Origin of the sequence: Stenotrophomonas sp. YAU14A_MKIMI4_1 (genome assembly GCF_003086855.1) — a bacterium.
Lineage (GTDB): Bacteria > Pseudomonadota > Gammaproteobacteria > Xanthomonadales > Xanthomonadaceae > Stenotrophomonas.
Genome location: NZ_CP025998.1, coordinates 861021 through 879142 on the forward strand (window position 1 = coordinate 861021; position 18122 = coordinate 879142).

Below are 18122 nucleotides of genomic sequence, written 5' to 3' on the forward strand. Positions count from 1 at the left end.
ATCATGGGCCCATGAGTGAACGACATGACGTGCTGATCGTCGGTGGCGGTCTGGTCGGGGCCAGCCTGGCCATCGCCCTGGAGCGGCTGGGCCGCAACGTGGCGCTGCTGGAAGCCAGCCCGGCCGGTGAACTGCCGGCGGTGTTCGACCAGCGCAATCTCAGTTTCGCTGCGGCTACCGTGAACGCACTGACTGCGTTGGGGGTGATGCAGAAGCTGGCGATGCCGCCCGGCCCGATCCGTCGCATCCACGTCAGCCGCGCCGGCGACTTTGGCCGCGTGCAGATGGATGCGGCCGATTACGACCGGCCCTGGTTCGGCCAGGTGGTGGTGGCCCGCGATTTCGGCCAGGCCCTGGAGGCGCGGCTGCAGGAACTGCCGCAGCTGCAGCGCTACCGCCCGATGCGTTTCATCGGCTTGGGCACGGTGGTCGACGGCTACCGGCAGGTCCATGTGGCTGACGATGCGGGCGAGCGCGTGCTGCTGGCCCGGCTGGTGGTGGGTGCCGATGGCACCGCCAGTGGCGTGCGCGATGCGCTGGGCATTGCAGTGGACCGCCATGATTTCCAGCAGACCCTGTTCGTGGCCCGCGTGCGCAGCCAGCGCGCGCCCGATGGCAGCGCGTGGGAACGTTTCACCGATACCGGCCCGACGGCGCTGCTGCCGCGCGGCGACCGTCACTTCGGCTGCGTGCACGGGGTGGCCCGCGACCAGGCCGAGGCGGTGATGGCGCTGGACGATGCAGCCTGGCTGCAACGCCTGCAGCACACGCTGGGTTGGCGCGCCGGGCGCTTGCTGGAATCGGGCCCGCGCAGCGCCTACCCGCTGGTGCAGGTACTGGCGCGCGCGCTGGTGGGCGAACGCGCGGTGCTGCTGGGCAACGCCGCGCAGACCATCCACCCGTTGGGTGCGCAGGGCTTCAACCTGGGCCTGCGCGACGCGCTCACGTTGGCCGAGCTGCTTGAAGCGGCCGACCAGGATGCGGGCAGTGATGCACTGCTGCGGGCCTACGTGGCCCGGCGCGCGGAAGACCGGCAGCAGACGGTGGCGTTTTCCGGTGGGCTGGCACGGCTGACCAGCAATCCGGCACCGCTGCTGCGCCCGCTGCGCAGCCTGGGCCTGGTGGCGGCACAACGCGCCTCGGTGCAGTCGATGCTGGTAGGCGGTGCCATGGGCTTCCGTGGCGACGTGCCGCGCCTGTGTCGCGGGGAGGCTGCATGAGCCGGCGCATGCGCGCGGATGTGGCCGTGGTGGGCGGCGGCGTTGTCGGCGCCGCGTGTGCACTGGCGCTGGCCGATGCCGGTCTGTCGGTCGCTCTGGTCGAAGGCCGTGAGCCGCCGGCCTGGCAGGCGGCGCAGCCGGATCTGCGGGTGTTCGCCTTCGCCGCCGACAACGTGCAGCTGCTGCAGCGTCTCGGCGTCTGGCCGGCCATTGCACAGGCGCGTGCCTGGCCGTACCGGCGCATGCAGGTGTGGGACGCGGCCGGCGGCGATGACCTGCTGTTCGACGCAGACCGCTTCGGTCGGCGCGAGCTGGGGTTCATCGTTGAAAACGGCCTGCTGCAGGACCGCCTGTGGGCGGCATTGCCGGCGGCGGGCGTGCAGCTGCATTGCCCGGCGCGGGTGGAGGCGCTGGAACAGGACGACGAAGGTGTACGCCTGCGGCTGGACGATGGGCGCCGGGTAGATGCTGCGCTGGCCGTGGCCGCCGATGGCGCCGATTCCACCCTGCGCCGCTTGGCCGGAATCGAGGTGGAATCGCACGATTATCACCAGCGCGGGGTGGTGGCCTACGTGGACAGCGCGCTGCCCAACCAGGCCACGGCCTGGCAACGTTTCTTGCCGACCGGCCCGCTGGCCCTGCTGCCGGTGGCCGAGCGCCGCAGTTCGATCGTGTGGACCCTGCCGGAAGACGAGGCGGCACGCGTGCTGGCGCTGGACGACGCCGCGTTCAATCGCGAGCTGACCCGCGCCTTTGCCGGCCGCCTGGGCGAACTGCGCCTGGCCTCGGCGCGCGCGGCGTTCCCGCTGCGCCGGCAGCTGGCCCGCCACTATGTGTCCGGTCGCGTGCTGGCGCTGGGCGATGCGGCGCACGTGGTGCACCCACTGGCGGGGCAGGGGGTGAACCTGGGCCTGCGCGACGTGGCCGCCCTGCAGCAATGGCTGGCGCCCTCGGCCGAGCGCCGTGGCCAGCCGCGCCTGTCGCCGCAGCGGTTGCAGCGCTGGGCGCGGGAACGGCGCAGTGACAACCAGATCGCCGCCTACAGTTTCGATGCGATCAACCGGCTGTTTTCCAACGACGAAATGCACCTGACCCTGGCCCGCGGCCGCGCGCTGGGCTGCGTGGGCAAGTGGCCGCCGGTGGTACAGGCATTCTGGAAGCGCGCCGCCGGCGTCTGAACGGCACGTCGCTCTGGCACCTACCCACCGCGCGGTGCGTTGCCTTGGCACCTACCAACTGCGCGGTACGTTGCCCTGGCACCCACCGACCGCGCGGTACGCCGCTCTGGTAGGTGCCAACCTTGGTTGGCACGTCTGTCAGGCAACGTCGGCCCAGATGGGGCGAAGGTGTTTCCGAGGTTGTGCCAACCAAGGTTGGCACCTACCAACTGCGCGGTGCGTTGCCTTGGCACCCACCGACCGCGCGGTACGCCGCTCTGGTAGGTGCCAACCTTGGTTGGCACGTCTGTCAGGCAACGTCGGCCCAGATGGGGCGAAGGCGTTTCAGAGGTTGTGCCAACCAAGGTTGGCACCTACCAACTGCGCGGTACGTTGCTCTGGCACCCACCCACCGCGCGGTACGCCGCTCTGGTAGGTGCCAACCTTGGTTGGCACGTCTGTCAGGCAATGTCGGCCCAGATGGGGCGAAGGCGTTTCAGAGGTTGTGCCAACCAAGGTTGGCACCTACCAACTGCGCGGTACGTTGCCCTGGCACCCACCGACCGCGCGGCACGGCTTTGGTAGGTGCCAACCTCGGTTGGCACGTCTGTCAGGCAACGTCAGCCCAGATGCGGCGAAGGTGTTTCCGAGGTTGTGCCAACCAAGGTTGGCACCTACCAACTGCGCGGTGCGTTGCCTTGGCACCCACCGACCGCGCGGTACGCCGCTCTGGTAGGTGCCAACCTTGGTTGGCACGTCTGTCAGGCAACGTCGGCCCAGATGGGGCGAAGGTGTTTGCGAGGTTGTGCCAACCAAGGTTGGCACCTACCTACCGCGCGGTGTGCGCCTCAGCGCAGCGGCGAGGCCAGCACCGTGATCTCTTCACGGTCGTGGTACAGCTGCTTGGCCCGTACCACCAGCGGCTTGCCCGCCTGTTCCTGGAACAGGTCCAGGCACAACCGCGTCTCGTCCCAGCGCTTCTTCATCGGCAGCTTCAGGTTGAAGATCGCGTGCCGGCACCAGCCTTCGCGGAACCAGGTGGCCATGCGTTCGGCCACGCGGCGCGGCTGTTCGACCATGTCGCAGACCATCCAGTCCAGCGCCTGGTCCGGGTGCCAGTGGAAGCCGTCGGCGCGCAGGTGTTCGACCAGCCCGGTGTCCAGCACGTGCTGGCGCAGCGGGCCATTGTCGATGCTGAGCACATGCACGTGCTGGCGGGTCAGCACCCAGGTCCAGCCGCCGGGGGCGGCACCGAGGTCAGCCGCGCGCATGCCCGGTTTCACCAGCGCCTCGCGCTCGTCCGGTGCCAGCAGGGTCAGCAGTGCCTCGTCCAGCTTCAGCGCCGAACGCGACGGGGCTTCCGGCAGCAGCTTCAGGCGCGGAATGCCCAACGCCCACGGCGCGCTGTCGGCCGGGTCGGCCACGCAGACGAACGCATGGGTGCCATCGACGAAGACCACATGCAGCCGCGGCAGGCGCGGGTTCGGCTTGTCGGTCAGCTTGCCGGCCTTGCGCAGCGCCGGGCGCAACGCATTGCCGAACGCGCGGGCCAGGCCGGACAGCGGCTTGCCGGCATCCGAATCGGGGTGTTCCACCCACAGATCGCCGAAGCGCGGCGCATCGGCCAGCACCTCCAGCATCGGGGTGATGCGGTCGCTCGGGTCCAGCTGCGGCAGCTCGGCCAGTACCACCAGCTTCTGCCGCGCGAAGATCAGTTCGCGCCACGGCAGGCGCGGGGCCAGCGCGGCAGCTTCGTCGCACATGAACAGCACGTAGCCGTCATTGCGCTGGGTGCGTGCATAGCCGGCGAAACCAGCCTGGCCGGCGCGGTGCTGCAGTTCGCCGGCCAGCTCGGGCTCGAAGCCCTGCCGGCACAGGCAGAGCAGGCCGATACCGGTCTCAGTAACGGGTGCCATCGGCTTCCCCATAGGCACGCAGCACGCTGCGCGCGGCATCGCGGTTCAGGCCCTGCACCACTTCAATGCCGCGCTTGTTCAGTTCGCCCACCCAGTCGGCCGGCAGCGGGCCTTCGTCGAACGGGGTCAGTTCTTCCACGTCGGCCGAGCTGGCACCGATCAGCAGGCGGTCGATGCCGGCCCACACGGTGGCGCCATAGCACTGGCAGCACGGCTGCGAGCTGGTGGCCAGGGTGACCGGCGACAGCACCGCGTTCAGGCGCGGGGTCTGCAAGCGCTGCTGGGCCAGCATGTAGGCCATGTTTTCGGCGTGGGCCAACGAGGTGGCGTGCGGCACGACGCGGTTCACGCCGGCGGCGATCACCTTGTCATCGGGGCCGAACACGACGGCGCCGAACGGGCCGCCACTGGCGTGTTCGACATTCAGCCGCGACAGCTCGATCGCCAGTGCGACCTTGGCCTCGTCGCCCGGATAGCGACGATCCAGGTCGATCTGGTCGTGGATCCAGGCGGGAAGGGTCAGGTGGACTTGCGCGTACAGCATCGCGGGGGTGCCTCGTAGGGTGGAAAGGTGGGGCAGGAACAACAGCCGGCGCGCAGTGTAGCCGCAGCGGCATGCAGCGGGGGTGTCGGCGCGGGATCAGGCGTCGGTTTCGGCGTCGGTGTCGGTGCGGATCACCACGTACTGCTTGCGGAACTCCAGCCCGGCCTGCGGCCAGCGCGCCGCGTAGGCGCGCAGCAGGGGCAGGGCGGCGGGGAAGTCATGGCCGTTCACCCGGCAGTCGGCCTCGCACTGGCCGTCGGCATCGCGCGAGGCGAACAGGCGGATGCCGAGGAACTGGCGGGTCTTCAGCAGATCGTTGAACGCCTCCAGGCTCTGGGTGAACAGGCAGCAGGGGCAGGAGCCGTGGTCGTCCTCGCTGCAGGCCGCTGCTTCATCGCGGGGTTCACTGCGGTAGTGGGCCAGCGGCCCCAGCACCACCGCGCGCGCCAGCGCCGTGCCGGTTTCTTCGGCCGGGTAGCGCAGGGTCAGCATCTGCAGTTCCGGCGCATCGTCGGCGCCGATGGCCGCCTGCAGGGTGGCCAGGTCGACCCGCACCCAGTTCTCGAAGCCGGACAGCACTGCATCCTGCTCGCTGTCGCCGGCGGCGTGCTGGTACTCGAACAGACCGTCGGCGAACAGTTCCGGATGGCGTACCTCGATCACCGTGGAGGTCTGCCAGCCGCCATTGTCGCGCGCGTTCGACGCAACGCCATGCGCCACCAGGCGCAGGCCGCTGTCCAGCACCAGCTCGGTGCCGTCGACGGTGCAGGCGATGTCGCGGCCCTGCAGGACCTGCATCAGCAGGGGAAGAAACGGGTTGGCGGTAGCAGTCATGTCAGGCCTGTCAGTGAAAGGGGGGCAGCGGTCACAGCGCATCGCGTTCGGCGCGATAGCGCTGCGCCTGTGCCTGCTGTTGCGGGTCATCGCCATGGTCGCGCAGCCAGGTATCCAGCTCGCGACGGTAATCGGCGCGGAAGGCGGGGTTGCCCGGGCTGAACTGCAGCCTGCGTGCAGCCACCTCCACCCGCTCGCGTGCGCGTGCGCGTGACTGGGCAATCCCATGCGGCGATTCGTTGGTGAGGATCACGATGCTGCGCGGGAAGCCCGGCACGTACTTCACCACGAAGGGCTGGCCCTGCGCGGGAATGCGGATCGTGTTTTCCAGCGGCCACAGCGAGATCGTGTTGGTATGGAACACCACGTCCACATCCTGGCCATCGGCGGTGTGCACCACCGCCTCGTAACGCCAGATATAGCGGTCGTTGAGGGTGGAACTGGTTTCCTCGGCCTTGACGATCACCGCCTCGCCACGCTCGCCGATCCCGTTCACCCAGGCCGCGTTGACGAACGAACCCAGGAACACGTTCAGCATCGCCAGCGGAAACATGGCGATGAGGTAGAGCGGGGTGCGCCGCCACCACGACAGCAGCCCGGCCAGCGCCATCAGCACCGGCAATGCCAGCAACGGGTGCTGGGACAGGAACCAGAGCAGGGCGGAGGGGGCGGCGGTCATTGTCGCGGGCATGCGGGCGCCGTCCTGGCGCCCGCGCGGTTCCTCAGGCCGACCAGGTGTCGCGCAGGGTCACGCTGCGGTTGAACACCGGCTTGGCCTCGGTATGGTCGCGGCGGTCGGCGACGAAGTAGCCGGTGCGCTCGAACTGGAACGACTGTTCCGGGGTGGCGCTGGCCGCGGCCGGTTCGACATAGCCGGTGACGGTGCGGCGCGATTCCGGGTTCAGGTAATCGCGGTAGGTCTTGCCTTCCGATTCGTCGTCCGGGTTCGGCACCGAGAACAGACGGTCGTACAGGCGGATTTCCGCCGGCACGCCATGCACGGCGCTGACCCAGTGGATGGTGCCCTTCACCTTGCGGTTGGCGCCTTCCATGCCCGGGCGCGATTCCGGATCCAGCCAGCCGCGCAGCTCGGTGATGGTGCCGTCGGCATCCTTGATCACTTCATCGCAGCGGATGATGCCGGCGCCGCGCAGGCGCACTTCGCCGCCCGGCACCAGGCGCTTCCAGCCCTTGGGCGGCACTTCGGCGAAGTCCTCGCGGTCGATCCACACTTCGCGTGCGAACGGCACCTGGCGGCTGCCGAAGCTCTCGTCCTTCGGGTGGTTGCTGAAGGTCAGCTGTTCTTCGTGGCCCTCGGCCAGGTTGGTCAGCACCAGTTTCACCGGGTCGATCACGGCCATGCGGCGCGCGGCGGCGCTGTCCAGGTCTTCGCGCAGCGCGCCTTCCAGCACGCTGAAGTCAATCATCGAATTCTGCTTGCTGATGCCCACGCGTTCGGCGAACAGGCGCATCGCGGCCGGGGTGTAGCCGCGGCGGCGCAGGCCCTGCAGGGTCGGCATGCGCGGGTCTTCCCAGCCGTCCACCAGCTGTTCGGTCACCAGCGCCATCAGCTTGCGCTTGCTCATCACCGTGTAGTTGATGTTCAGGCGCGAGAATTCGATCTGGCGCGGCTTGGCTGCTTCGCGCGGCAGGCCGGCATCGACCAGCGGCTGGGTCAGCGCATCGTCATGGGCGAAATCGACGTTGTCCACGCACCAGTCGTACAGCGGGCGGTGGTCTTCGAATTCCAGCGTGCACAGCGAATGGGTGATGCCTTCGATGGAATCGCCCAGCGCATGGGCGAAGTCGTACATCGGGTAGATCGGCCACGCGTTGCCGGTGTTCTGGTGCTCGACGTGCTTGATGCGGTACAGGGCCGGATCGCGCAGGTTGATGTTGCCGCTGGCCATGTCGATCTTCGCGCGCACGGTGCGCGCGCCGTCCGGGAATTCACCGGCACGCATGCGGCGGAACAGGTCGAGGTTTTCCTCCACGCTGCGGTCGCGCCACGGCGACGGGCGGCCCGGCTCGGTCAGGGTGCCGCGGTAGGCGCGCACTTCCTCGGCCGACAGATCGCAGACATAGGCCTTGCCCTGTTCGATCAGCTTCTCGGCGGCCAGGTAATAGGTCTGGAAGTAGTCCGAGGCATGGCGCAGCTCGTTCCACTCGAAGCCCAGCCAGCGCACGTCGTCCTGGATGGCGGCCACGTACTCGGGGTCTTCCTTGGCCGGGTTGGTGTCGTCGAAGCGCAGGTTGCACACGCCGCTGAACTCACCGGCCAGGCCGAAGTTCAGGCAGATCGACTTGGCGTGGCCGATGTGCAGGTAGCCGTTCGGCTCGGGCGGGAAGCGGGTCTTGATCGCCTGGTGCTTGCCGCTGGCCAGGTCCTCGCGCACGATCTGGCGGATGAAATCGCGCTTCTCGTGGCTGTCGGCGGGGGTCTCGGGGCTGGCGGGGGTGTGCTCGGACATGAGTCTGGGGCGAAAAAAGGGCAGAAAGACCAACAGTCTAGCGCGTACCGGCCAGGGCTGCCGGGGTTTGCCGCCATGCCCGGCGGGCGCAGCGGCGCGATTCAGGCCCCGGGCGTATGCTGGAACCCTGCCCCGAGGAGCTGCCCCATGCACATCGTGTACAAGGCCGACAACCTGTTCGACGCCCACCTGGTGAAGCACGCGCTGGAAGACGCAGGCATTCCCGCCTTCGTGTTCGGCGAATCGCTGCTGGGCGGCATGGGTGAGCTGCCGCTGTTCGGCGTGCTGCGGGTCGGCATTCCCAATGCGGCGCGGCCGCAGGCCGAAGACATCGTGGCCGGGCTGGACTTGGGCCAAGGCCCGGCCGACCCCATTTCCGATGCAGACGATTGGGCCGGACAGCCGGCGTAGGAGCGCATCATGTTGGGAATTGGCCAGGGCATCCTCGGCATCGGGGCCTTCAAGCAGCGTCTTCCGCGGGCGGAGGAGGCGCTGCCGGGGCGCGACCAGCCGTTGCCGCTGCACAGCAACCAGCACTTCGTGAACAGCCACCCGCTGAAGGACCGCTTCGCCGGCCTGCAGCAGATCCGTTTCGCGCTGGGCTGTTTCTGGGGCGCCGAGCGCAAGTTCTGGAGCGAGCCGGGCGTGTACAGCACCTCGGTGGGCTATGCCGGTGGCATCACCCCGAACCCGACCTACGAAGAGGTCTGTTCGGGTCTGACCGGCCACACCGAAGTGGTGCAGGTGGTGTTCGATCCGGCGGTGGTCAGCCTGGAGCGGCTGCTGCAGCTGTTCTGGGAAAGCCATGACCCGACCCAGGGCATGCGCCAGGGCAACGACACCGGCACCCAGTACCGTTCGGCCATCCACGCCACGAGCGAGGCGCAGTACGCCGCCGCGCTGGCCAGCCGCGAGGCCTACCAGGCACAGCTGGATGCGGCCGGTTACGGGCCGATCACCACCGAGATCGTGTACCCGGCACCGGCGTACTACTACGCCGAGGATTACCACCAGCAGTACCTGGCGAAGAACCCGAACGGCTACTGCGGCATTGGCGGCACCGGCGTGAGCTGCCCGATCGGGCTGGATGTGGAGGCGCCGCGCTGACGCGCGGAGGTCCGCCTGCGGCGGGCAATATCAACATCAACATCAACATCCAAACCGGCTCTGGGTTTTGATCGGTTTGGCAGGGCGGGCACAGATGGCGGGACACGCCGTAAACCCGTCCATGGGGGCTCGGCCACGGCATCCATGCCGTGGACGGTCCCGCCATCTGCGCCCGCCCTGCCTTCGATCATTTACCGGTGACGGTGGGTAAGAACAGTGGGTTGGTGACGAGCTGATGGAAAAGAAAAAGGACGCGGCCTTCGCCGCGTCCTTTTTCTTTGGTTCTGCATTGCTCTTGTAAAGCCGAGCCATGCTCGGCTGCGAGCAAGCGAAGCGCGCGACCCGCTGTTGCTCTTCCCTCTTTCTTCCGTGGCGGGCGGCCACCGGAAACTGTCAAAGGGCGGGCGGGTTGGGTTCGCGGGACCGCAGGCGCCATGGATGGCGCCTACGAGCCTAAACGGATGTACTTGCGGCGTGTCCCGCGAACCCAACCCGCCCGACCCAGCGCGGCTGTTGTCCCAGAGGTCAGTCGAGCAAGCTCGACTCTACCGAGCCGAACAGCCCGCCACGAGGTGCTCAGCCGTTGGCTGGAATCACAGTTCCGAGCGGATGCGCTCGCGCAGCGCCTGCAGGTCTTTGGCGAAGGCGTCGATACCGGTGGCCAGCTTCTCGGTAGCCATCGGATCAGCCGCCAGGTCGGCCGCGAACTTCGCCGCGTCGATCGGGGTCACCGCCACGCCGTCGGCCGCACCGGCCACCAGCTTGCGCGGCAGCTCGCCGTGGTCGGCGTCCAGCTTTTCCAGCAGGTCCGGCGAAATGGTCAGGCGGTCGCAGCCGGCCAGCGCTTCGATCTGTGCGGTGGAACGGAACGAGGCGCCCATCACCACCGTCGGCGAACCACGGCGCTTGAACTCGGCGTACACGCCGCGCACGAACTTCACGCCCGGGTCTTCGTCGATGTTGGCCGGGGTCTGGCCGTTGGCCACGTACCAGTCCAGGATGCGGCCCACGAACGGCGAGATCAGGAACGCGCCGGCCTCGCTGCAGGCCAGCGCCTGGGTCGGGTTGAAGATCAGGGTCAGGTTGCAGTCGATGCCTTCGGTCTGCAGGATGCGCGCCGCTTCCACGCCTTCCCAGGTGGCGGCGATCTTGATCAGGATCTTTTCGCGCGGCACGCCGGCGTCGGCGTACATCTGGATGAACTGGCGGGCCTTGGCCACCGTCGCAGCGGTGTCGTGGGCCTGGTCGGCGTCCACTTCGGTGGACACGCGGCCCGGCACCAGCGTGCTCAGCAGGGCGCCCACGCCGATGGTCAGGCGGTCGGCCACGGCATGCACCACGGCTTCGCGGTCGCCGCTCTGCTGGCGGCCCCAGGCCAGTTCGCGCTCGATCAGTTCGGCATAGACCGGCAGGTCCAGTGCCTTCTTCACCAGGGTCGGGTTGGTGGTGCAATCCACCGGCTGCAGGCGCTTGATCGCGTCGTAGTCACCGGTATCGGCAACGACCACCGACAGTTCGCGCAGCTGGGACAGTTTGGACGTGTTGCTCATTACGGCTCCTGGTGCAGGGAAATCGGATCGCGCGCGGTGCGCAGCGGGTTTCAGGGGCGGTCGTTGTGGACCGCGGTCACGCGCAGCCGCAGCTTGCGGCCGCCGGGGGCGTTCCAGTCGATGCTCTGGCCAACGGCCAGGCCCAGCAGGGCGCTGCCCACCGGGGCCAGCACGGACACCTTGCCCTCGTCGACATTAGCTTCGCGGGGGAAGACCAGGGTCAGCACGTGTTGCTCGCCGGACACCTCATCTTCGCACTCCACGCGCGAATGCATCATCACGATGCCTTCGGGAATCTGATCCGGCGCCAGCACGGTGGCCCGGTTGAGTTCCTGGGAAAGCGCGAGCGCGGCAGGCGTCTGGCTCAGCGCGGGGGAATCGAGCATGGCCTCCAGGCGGTCCATGTCGAAGCTGGAAACGGTGATCGACGGCGGCAGGCCGCTGGCGGTGTTCATGGTGGTGCTCCTTGGTTGAAAGCCATGCAAAAGGCGGCGCTTCGAGCGCCGCCTGGGACTATTGTGGGGACAAATGTGGCCGGAATCGACTCCCGGCCGTGCCGCGGCAGGTTCGACGGGGTTCAGCCGTTCAGCAGCGGCTGCGCCACCACCGGCGCTTCGCCGGCCGGCACGCCCTGGTCGTCCAGGGTGAACAGCGCCTGCGGCAGCTGTTTGAACTGTTCGGCCAGGTCCATCAGGAAGCCATGCATGGCCGAGCTGCGCCGCCAGATCATGGCGATGCGGCGGCTGGGCCGGCCTTCGCCGACGAAATCGATCAGGCGGATGTTGCTCGAGCGCGGTACCGGCGGCTGCACCGACAGGCTGGGCAGCAGGGTGATGCCCACGTCGGCGGCGACCATCTGCCGCAGGGTTTCCAGGCTGGTGGCGCGGAATTCGGATTTCTCGTTGGCGCCGAACAGGCGGCACACTTCCAGTGCCTGGTCGCGCAGGCAATGGCCGTCTTCCAGCAGCAGCAGCTTCTGCGTGGCCAGTTCCTGCACATCCATGTGTTCGCGCCGGGCCAGCGGATGGCGCCCGGAAACGGCCAGCAGGAACGGCTCTTCAAACAGGAATTCGGCATGCAGCTGGTCGTCCACCACCGGCAGTGCCAGCAGCGCCGCGTCCAGCCTGCCGTCGCGCAGGCGCTCCAGCAGCACGTCGCTCTTTTCTTCCACCAGCAGCAGTTCCAGTTCCGGGAAGCGGTTGCGGATGCGCGGAATGACGTGCGGCAGCAGGTACGGCCCCAGGGTGGGGAAGATGCCCAGGCGCACGGTGCCGGCTTCCGGGTCGCGGTTGCGCCGCGCCGCCTCCTTCAACTGCTCCACTTCGGACACGATCACCCGCGCCCGCGCGGCCGCTTCCTGGCCGGCGGGGGTCAGCATCACCTTGCGCGGCGCACGTTCCACCAGCGGCAGCCCCAGCTCTTCCTCCAGCTTGCGGATCTGGGTGGACAGCGTGGGCTGGCTGACGAAACAGGAGGCGGCGGCCCGGCCGAAATGCTTGTGATCGGCCAGGGCCACCAGGTACTTCAGATCGCGTAGGTTCATCCTTCAGACCCCAGGGAAAACGGACCGGCGGTCGGCATGGTCGACCCAGCAGGCTAACGATGTTCCCGGTGGGCTGGGAACGGTGGATCAGGCCGCTTCGGCCACCGCACCACTGCCGGTGCTCACCGACGAGCGGATCAGGTGGTCGAAGGCGCTGAGTGCCGCGGTGGAACCGGCGCCCATGGCGATGATGATCTGCTTGTAGGGTACCGTGGTGCAATCACCGGCGGCGAACACGCCCGGCACGTTGGTCTGGCCACGGTCGTCGATCACGATCTCGCCGCGCGGCGACAGCGCCACGCTGTCCTTCAGCCATTCGGTGTTGGGCAGCAGGCCGATCTGCACGAAGATGCCTTCCAGCTCGACGCGGTGGGAATCGCCGCCCACGCGGTCCTTGTAGACCAGGCCGGTCACCTTGCTGCCATCGCCCAGCACTTCGGTGGTCTGTGCGCTGGTCAGCACGGTCACGTTGCCCAGGCTGCGCAGCTTCTTCTGCAGCACTTCGTCGGCACGCAGGCTGGAATCGAACTCCAGCAGCGTTACATGCGACACGATGCCGGCCAGATCGATGGCCGCTTCCACGCCGGAATTGCCGCCGCCGATCACCGCCACGCGCTTGCCCTTGAACAGCGGGCCATCGCAGTGCGGGCAGTAGGCCACGCCCTTGTTGCGGTACTGGTCTTCGCCCGGCACGTTCATCTGCCGCCAGCGCGCGCCGGTGGACAGGATGACCGAGCGCGACTTCAGCACCGCGCCATTTTCCAGCTGCACCTGCACCAGGCCGTCTTCACCGGCCGGCACCAGCGCGCTGGCGCGCTGCAGGTTCATGATGTCCACTTCGTACTCGCGCACGTGCTGTTCCAGCGCCGTGGCCAGCTTCGGGCCTTCGGTTTCCTTCACCGAAATGAAGTTCTCGATGGCCATGGTGTCCAGCACCTGACCACCGAAACGCTCGGCGGCGATGCCGGTACGGATGCCCTTGCGCGCGGCATAGATGGCCGCTGCGGCACCGGCCGGGCCACCGCCCACCACCAGTACGTCGAAGGCGTCCTTGGCGGCGATTTTCTCGGCATCGCGCTTGCCGGCGTTGGTGTCCAGCTTGGCCACGATCTGCTCCAGGGTCATGCGGCCCTGGTCGAACACTTCACCGTTGAGGTAGACGGTGGGCACGGACATGATCTCGCGCTTTTCCACTTCTTCCTGGAACAGCGCGCCGTCGATGGCCACGTGCTGGATGCGCGGGTTCAGCACCGCAGCCAGGTTCAGCGCCTGCACCACGTCCGGGCAGTTCTGGCAGGACAGCGAGAAGTAGGTTTCGAACTTGTATTCGCCTTCCAGGTTCTGCACCTGCTCGATCAGCTCGGCGGTGGCCTTGGACGGATGGCCGCCCACCTGCAGCAGGGCCAGCACCAGCGAGGTGAACTCGTGGCCCATCGGCAGGCCGGCGAAGGTCAGGTGGATGTCCTGGCCCGGGGTGCCCAGGTCGAACGAGGGCACGCGGCCCTGGCCGTCGCGCAGCACCTGCAGCGAAATCTTGTCCGACAGGCTTTCCAGGGTCTGCAGCAGTTCCAGCATTTCCTGCGACTTGGCGCCATCGTCGGCGCGCGCGGTGATCTGGATCGGGCGGGTCACGCGTTCCAGATAGGTCTTCAGCTGCGACTGCAGGTTGGCGTCCAACATGGTTCTCTCCTGGTTTCAGGCAAAGCGTGGGCGTGGCACCGCTGTAGAAGGTAGCGGACCAGCAGGGGGTAGGGGTGAACCCAAGACAGCGACCGTGGAAGGGGCTGGCTGGCCAAGGCTGGCGTGCGTTGGCTGTCTTGGGTTCACCCCCACGCCGGCGTGGGGCCGGCACGGGGATGAGGGGCGCGCGCTGGCGTGGGGCCAGCGCAGGCCGGTAGCGCTTTAGATCTTGCCGACCAGGTCCAGCGACGGGGTCAGGGTCTTCTCGCCTTCCTTCCACTTGGCCGGGCAGACCTGGTTCGGGTTGGCGGCGGTGAACTGGGCGGCCTTCAGCTTGCGCAGGGTCTCGGCCACGTCACGGGCGATCTCGTTGGAGTGGATCTCCTGGGTCTTGATCACGCCTTCCGGGTTGATGATGAAGGTGCCACGCAGCGCGAGGCCTTCTTCTTCAATGTGCACGCCGAAGGCGCGGGTCAGCTTGTGGGTCGGGTCGCCCACCAGCGGGAACTGGGCCTTGCCCACGGCCGGCGAGGTTTCGTGCCAGACCTTGTGCGAGAAGTGGGTATCGGTGGTGACGATGTAGACCTCGGCGCCGGCCTTCTTGAATTCGGCGTAATGGTCAGCTGCGTCTTCGATCTCGGTCGGGCAGTTGAAGGTGAAGGCGGCCGGCATGAAGATCAGGACGGACCACTGGCCCTTCAGGCTGTTGTCGGAAACCTTGATGAACTCGCCGTTGTGGTAGGCATTGGCTTCGAACGACTGGATCGGAGTGTTGATCAGGGACATCGTTTTTCCTCTGGGTGAAGGGGAGTGGGTGAATCGACAGGAGCTAGGTTACCGATTCCGAATCGATAAGAACAATGCATTGATTTCATCTATTTAATAGATGCCATCTATTGCAATTCAATGGGTAGCTTGCTGATTGGACGCTGACGTTCCTGCAACTATCTGTATGGAAAGGAAAATTTAATGAACCGGCGGCGTAGTGCTGATAGCCCGCCCTTATCCCATTCCCGCCAACCTGAACGAACCCCGCTTTTGTAGAGTCGAGCTTGCTCGACTGCTTTTGCTCGACCGCTTTGCCGAAGCAGTCGAGCAAGCTCGACTCTACAATTGCGGCATGTCCTTTGAATCCGAATCCTCGCTGCGCCAGGTCGTGGCCGCGGCCAGCGCCCGCCTTGGCGGCCTCGACGCCCGCCACGAGGCCGAACTGCTGCTGCTGCACGTGCTGGAGCGCCCGCGCAGCTGGCTGTTCGCCCACGCCACCGATCCGCTGCCGGAAGCTGAACAGGCCGCCTTCGAGGCGCTGCTGGCCCGCCGCATGGCTGGCGAGCCGGTGGCCTACCTGACCGGCCGCCGTGGCTTCTGGACCCTGGATCTGGACGTCGACGCCGCTACCCTGATCCCGCGACCGGAAACCGAGCTGCTGGTGGAGCTGGCGCTGGAGCGCCTGCCGCTGGACCGCGCCCTGCAGGTGGCCGACCTCGGCACCGGCAGCGGTGCGATCGCCCTGGCCCTGGCCAGCGAGCGCCCGCAGGCGCAGGTGCTGGCCACCGATGCCAGCCCCGCTGCGCTGGCCGTCGCCGCGCGCAATGCCACGCGCCATGAACTGCGCAACGTGCGCTTCGCCGAAGGTGGGCAGGACTGGTATGCGCCGCTGCGGGGCGCGCGCTTCGACCTGATCGCCAGCAATCCGCCCTATATCGCCAGTGACGATCCGCACCTGCAGCAGGGCGACCTGCGCTTCGAACCGGCCACGGCACTGGCGTCGGGTGTGGATGGCCTGGACGACATCCGCGCCATTGCCGAAGGGGCCTGCGCGCACCTGCAGCCCGGTGGCTGGCTGCTGGTTGAACACGGCTGGGACCAGGGCGCGGCGATCCGCGCGCTGTTCGACGCCGCGGGCCTGGCCGAGGTAAGCACCGCGCAGGACCTTGAACAGCGCGACCGGGTCACCCTGGGGCGGCGACCGGCCTAGAATGGGGGTTCTCCTGCCAGCGGCAGGGCACCACCACGGAGCTGCAAGCATGCGTACGCTGTACCCCGCCATCACCCCCTACGACGTCGGCACCCTGAAGGTCGACGACCGCCACACGCTGTACTTCGAACAGTGCGGCAACCCGGACGGCAAGCCGGTGGTTATGCTGCACGGTGGCCCGGGTGGCGGCTGCAGCGACAAGATGCGCCAGTTCCACGACCCGGCCAAGTACCGCATCATCCTGTTCGACCAGCGCGGCGCTGGCCGTTCCACCCCGCACGCGGACCTGGTCGACAACACCACCTGGGATCTGGTGGCTGATATCGAAAAGCTGCGCGAGCACCTGAAGGTGGATCGCTGGCAGGTGTTCGGCGGCAGCTGGGGGTCGACCCTGGCGCTGGCCTATGCCGAAACCCACCCGCAGCGGGTGACCGAACTGGTGCTGCGCGGCATCTTCATGCTGCGCCGCTGGGAACTGGAATGGTTCTACCAGGAAGGCGCCAACCGCCTGTTCCCCGATGCCTGGGAGCACTACCTGAAGCCGATTCCGGCGGTCGAGCGCCATGACCTGATCTCGGCGTTCCATCGCCGCCTGACCAGCGAAGACGAAACCACCCGGCTGGAAGCGGCCAAGGCGTGGGCGGTGTGGGAAGGCGCGACCAGCTTCCTGCACGTGGACGACGACTTCATCAACAGCCACGAAGATCCGCACTTCGCCCTGGCGTTCGCCCGCATCGAGAACCACTACTTCGTCAACGGCGGCTTCTTCGAGGTGGAAGACCAGCTGCTGCGCGACGCGCACCGCATTGCCGATATTCCCGGCGTGATCGTGCACGGCCGCTACGACGTGGTCTGCCCGCTGGCCAATGCCTGGGACCTGACCAAGGTGTGGCCGAAGGCGAAGCTGGAAATCACCCCGGCGTCGGGTCATTCGGCGTTCGAAGCCGAAAACGTGGACGCGTTGGTGCGCGCCACCGACAGCTTCGCGTAATGCCGAAGGGGTCAGATCCCTTTCCCGCGGAAAGGGCGCTGACCCCGTTCCGACCGTGTAGCACCGGTAGCGCCGGGCCACGCCCGGCGGCATTCCGTTCCGCCGCCGCGATGCGGCTCGCCGGGCATGGCCCGGCGCTACCGCGTATCAGGGATTCATCCACGCATGGCGTGGATCTACCAGTGCCCGGCCAGCAGGGCTTCGGCCAGTACCTGCAGCTTCGGTGAGTGCTGCCGCGACGGCGGGTAGATCAGCGACAGGGCGCGGCTGCGGCCTTCGAACGGCTGCAGCACGCGCTGCAGGCGGCCGTCGGCCAGGGCGTGGGCCACGGCGAAATCCATCACCTGCACGATGCCGATGCCGGCGATGGCGGCTTCCACCAGCGGGTCGCCGCTGTCGAACACCATGCGGGTGGCGGGCGCCATTTCGCACAGCTGGCCGTTCTGCATGAACTGCCAGTCCACCACGCGCCCACTGCGCAGATTGCGTACTGCCAGGCAGGCGTGGGCCTGCAGATCGGCCACCTGCAGGGGCGTGCCACAACGGGCCAGATAGGCCGGGCTGGCCACCGTGACCCAGCGCAGCGGTCGCAGCGCGCGCGCCACCATGCGCTGGTCGGCGATCGGGCCGGTGCGCAGGGCCGCATCGAAGCCTTCTTCCACCAGGTCCACCAGCCGGTCGCTGAGCACGGCTTCCACCTGCAGCTGCGGATGCCGTTCCAGCAGTGGCCCCAGCATCGGCACCAGTACCTTGCGCCCGAACATCGAGGGTGCGCTGATCTTCAGCACGCCCGAGGGCATGCACGGGCGATCGGCCAGTTGCCGTTCGGCGTCTTCCAGCCCGCACAGCAGGGGCGTTACCTGCTCCACGAACTGGCGGCCATCCGGGGTCAACGCCACGTTGCGGGTGTTCCGCTGCAGCAGCTTCACCCCCAGTGCGGCCTCCAGCCGCCCAATGGCGCGCGACAGGCCCGACTGACTCAGCCCGAGCTGGCCGGCGGCCACGGTGAAACTGCGCGCTTCGGCCACTTGGACCAGCATGCGCACGGCGTTGAGATCGGTTGACGGTCCATTCATGCGAAAAATCATCGCAGATATCGACGTGGAGGGGTTTATTGATCGTGCTGCATCA

General features: G+C 67.6%; 17 protein-coding genes. 6 read left to right on the forward strand and 11 right to left on the reverse strand.

Annotated elements, in window-relative coordinates:
- Positions 1-11 precede the first annotated feature (11 nt).
- Both ubiH and C1931_RS03755 read left to right on the forward strand, forming a co-directional pair.
- A complete protein-coding gene (gene ubiH / locus C1931_RS03750; RefSeq protein WP_108755463.1) occupies positions 12-1220 on the forward strand; it encodes a 2-octaprenyl-6-methoxyphenyl hydroxylase in 1209 nt (402 codons plus the stop codon).
- On the forward strand, positions 1217-2398 hold the full coding sequence (locus C1931_RS03755; protein ID WP_108755464.1) for a UbiH/UbiF family hydroxylase: 1182 nt from the start codon (positions 1217-1219) through the stop codon (positions 2396-2398). The genes ubiH and C1931_RS03755 overlap by 4 nt, the downstream gene beginning before the upstream one ends.
- A gap of 827 nt (positions 2399-3225) precedes the next feature.
- On the opposite strand, the gene rlmM is transcribed toward C1931_RS03755, so the two are convergent.
- The 5 genes from rlmM to C1931_RS03780 all read right to left on the reverse strand — a co-directional run bounded on the left by rlmM (position 3226) and on the right by C1931_RS03780 (position 8142).
- The gene (gene rlmM / locus C1931_RS03760) at positions 3226-4293 is read right to left on the reverse strand and encodes a 23S rRNA (cytidine(2498)-2'-O)-methyltransferase RlmM (protein WP_108755465.1); all 1068 of its coding nucleotides are present in this window, start codon (positions 4291-4293) and stop codon (positions 3226-3228) included.
- A complete protein-coding gene (locus tag C1931_RS03765; RefSeq protein WP_108755466.1) occupies positions 4277-4837 on the reverse strand; it encodes a nucleoside deaminase in 561 nt (186 codons plus the stop codon). The genes rlmM and C1931_RS03765 overlap by 17 nt, the downstream gene beginning before the upstream one ends.
- 96 nt (positions 4838-4933) lie before the next feature.
- A complete protein-coding gene (locus C1931_RS03770) occupies positions 4934-5671 on the reverse strand; it encodes a DUF6348 family protein (RefSeq protein ID WP_108755467.1) in 738 nt (245 codons plus the stop codon).
- Positions 5672-5702: 31 nt separating this feature from the next.
- A complete protein-coding gene (locus tag C1931_RS03775) occupies positions 5703-6350 on the reverse strand; it encodes a hypothetical protein (protein ID WP_108755468.1) in 648 nt (215 codons plus the stop codon).
- A gap of 43 nt (positions 6351-6393) precedes the next feature.
- A complete protein-coding gene (locus C1931_RS03780; protein WP_108752234.1) occupies positions 6394-8142 on the reverse strand; it encodes a glutamine--tRNA ligase/YqeY domain fusion protein in 1749 nt (582 codons plus the stop codon).
- Between the two features lie 147 nt (positions 8143-8289).
- Here C1931_RS03780 and C1931_RS03785 point away from each other — a divergent pair, with 147 nt between their 5' ends.
- Positions 8290-8553, forward strand: a complete 264-nt coding sequence (locus tag C1931_RS03785) for a DUF2007 domain-containing protein (RefSeq protein WP_108755469.1) — start codon at positions 8290-8292, stop codon at positions 8551-8553.
- Positions 8554-8583: 30 nt separating this feature from the next.
- Positions 8584-9249, forward strand: coding sequence for a peptide-methionine (S)-S-oxide reductase MsrA (msrA, locus tag C1931_RS03790; protein WP_199912430.1), 666 nt, complete (start codon positions 8584-8586; stop codon positions 9247-9249).
- Positions 9250-9842: 593 nt separating this feature from the next.
- Here the strand turns inward: msrA and C1931_RS03795 are convergent.
- From C1931_RS03795 to ahpC, 5 genes are all read right to left on the reverse strand, one after another.
- A complete protein-coding gene (locus C1931_RS03795) occupies positions 9843-10799 on the reverse strand; it encodes a transaldolase (RefSeq protein WP_108755471.1) in 957 nt (318 codons plus the stop codon).
- Positions 10800-10849: 50 nt separating this feature from the next.
- Positions 10850-11254 (reverse strand): nucleoside diphosphate kinase regulator, encoded by a 405-nt coding sequence (gene rnk, locus C1931_RS03800; RefSeq protein ID WP_108755472.1) that lies wholly within the window; start codon positions 11252-11254, stop codon positions 10850-10852.
- Between the two features lie 122 nt (positions 11255-11376).
- Positions 11377-12342, reverse strand: a complete 966-nt coding sequence (locus C1931_RS03805) for a LysR substrate-binding domain-containing protein (protein WP_108755473.1) — start codon at positions 12340-12342, stop codon at positions 11377-11379.
- A gap of 87 nt (positions 12343-12429) precedes the next feature.
- Positions 12430-14022, reverse strand: a complete 1593-nt coding sequence (gene ahpF, locus C1931_RS03810; protein ID WP_108752240.1) for an alkyl hydroperoxide reductase subunit F — start codon at positions 14020-14022, stop codon at positions 12430-12432.
- A 222-nt stretch (positions 14023-14244) separates the two neighbouring features.
- Positions 14245-14808, reverse strand: a complete 564-nt coding sequence (gene ahpC / locus C1931_RS03815; protein WP_107229920.1) for an alkyl hydroperoxide reductase subunit C — start codon at positions 14806-14808, stop codon at positions 14245-14247.
- Positions 14809-15142: 334 nt separating this feature from the next.
- Here ahpC and prmC point away from each other — a divergent pair, with 334 nt between their 5' ends.
- Together prmC and pip are read left to right on the forward strand one after the other, a co-directional pair.
- Complete coding sequence (prmC, locus tag C1931_RS03820; protein ID WP_108755474.1) at positions 15143-16000, forward strand: peptide chain release factor N(5)-glutamine methyltransferase; 858 nt, start codon at positions 15143-15145, stop codon at positions 15998-16000.
- 49 nt (positions 16001-16049) lie between these two features.
- Entirely contained in the window at positions 16050-16991 is a 942-nt protein-coding gene (gene pip / locus C1931_RS03825; protein ID WP_108748607.1) for a prolyl aminopeptidase, read from the forward strand.
- A gap of 176 nt (positions 16992-17167) precedes the next feature.
- Here pip and C1931_RS03830 read toward each other — a convergent pair whose 3' ends face one another.
- Entirely contained in the window at positions 17168-18067 is a 900-nt protein-coding gene (locus C1931_RS03830) for a LysR family transcriptional regulator (RefSeq protein WP_108757645.1), read from the reverse strand.
- Positions 18068-18122 lie beyond the last annotated feature (55 nt).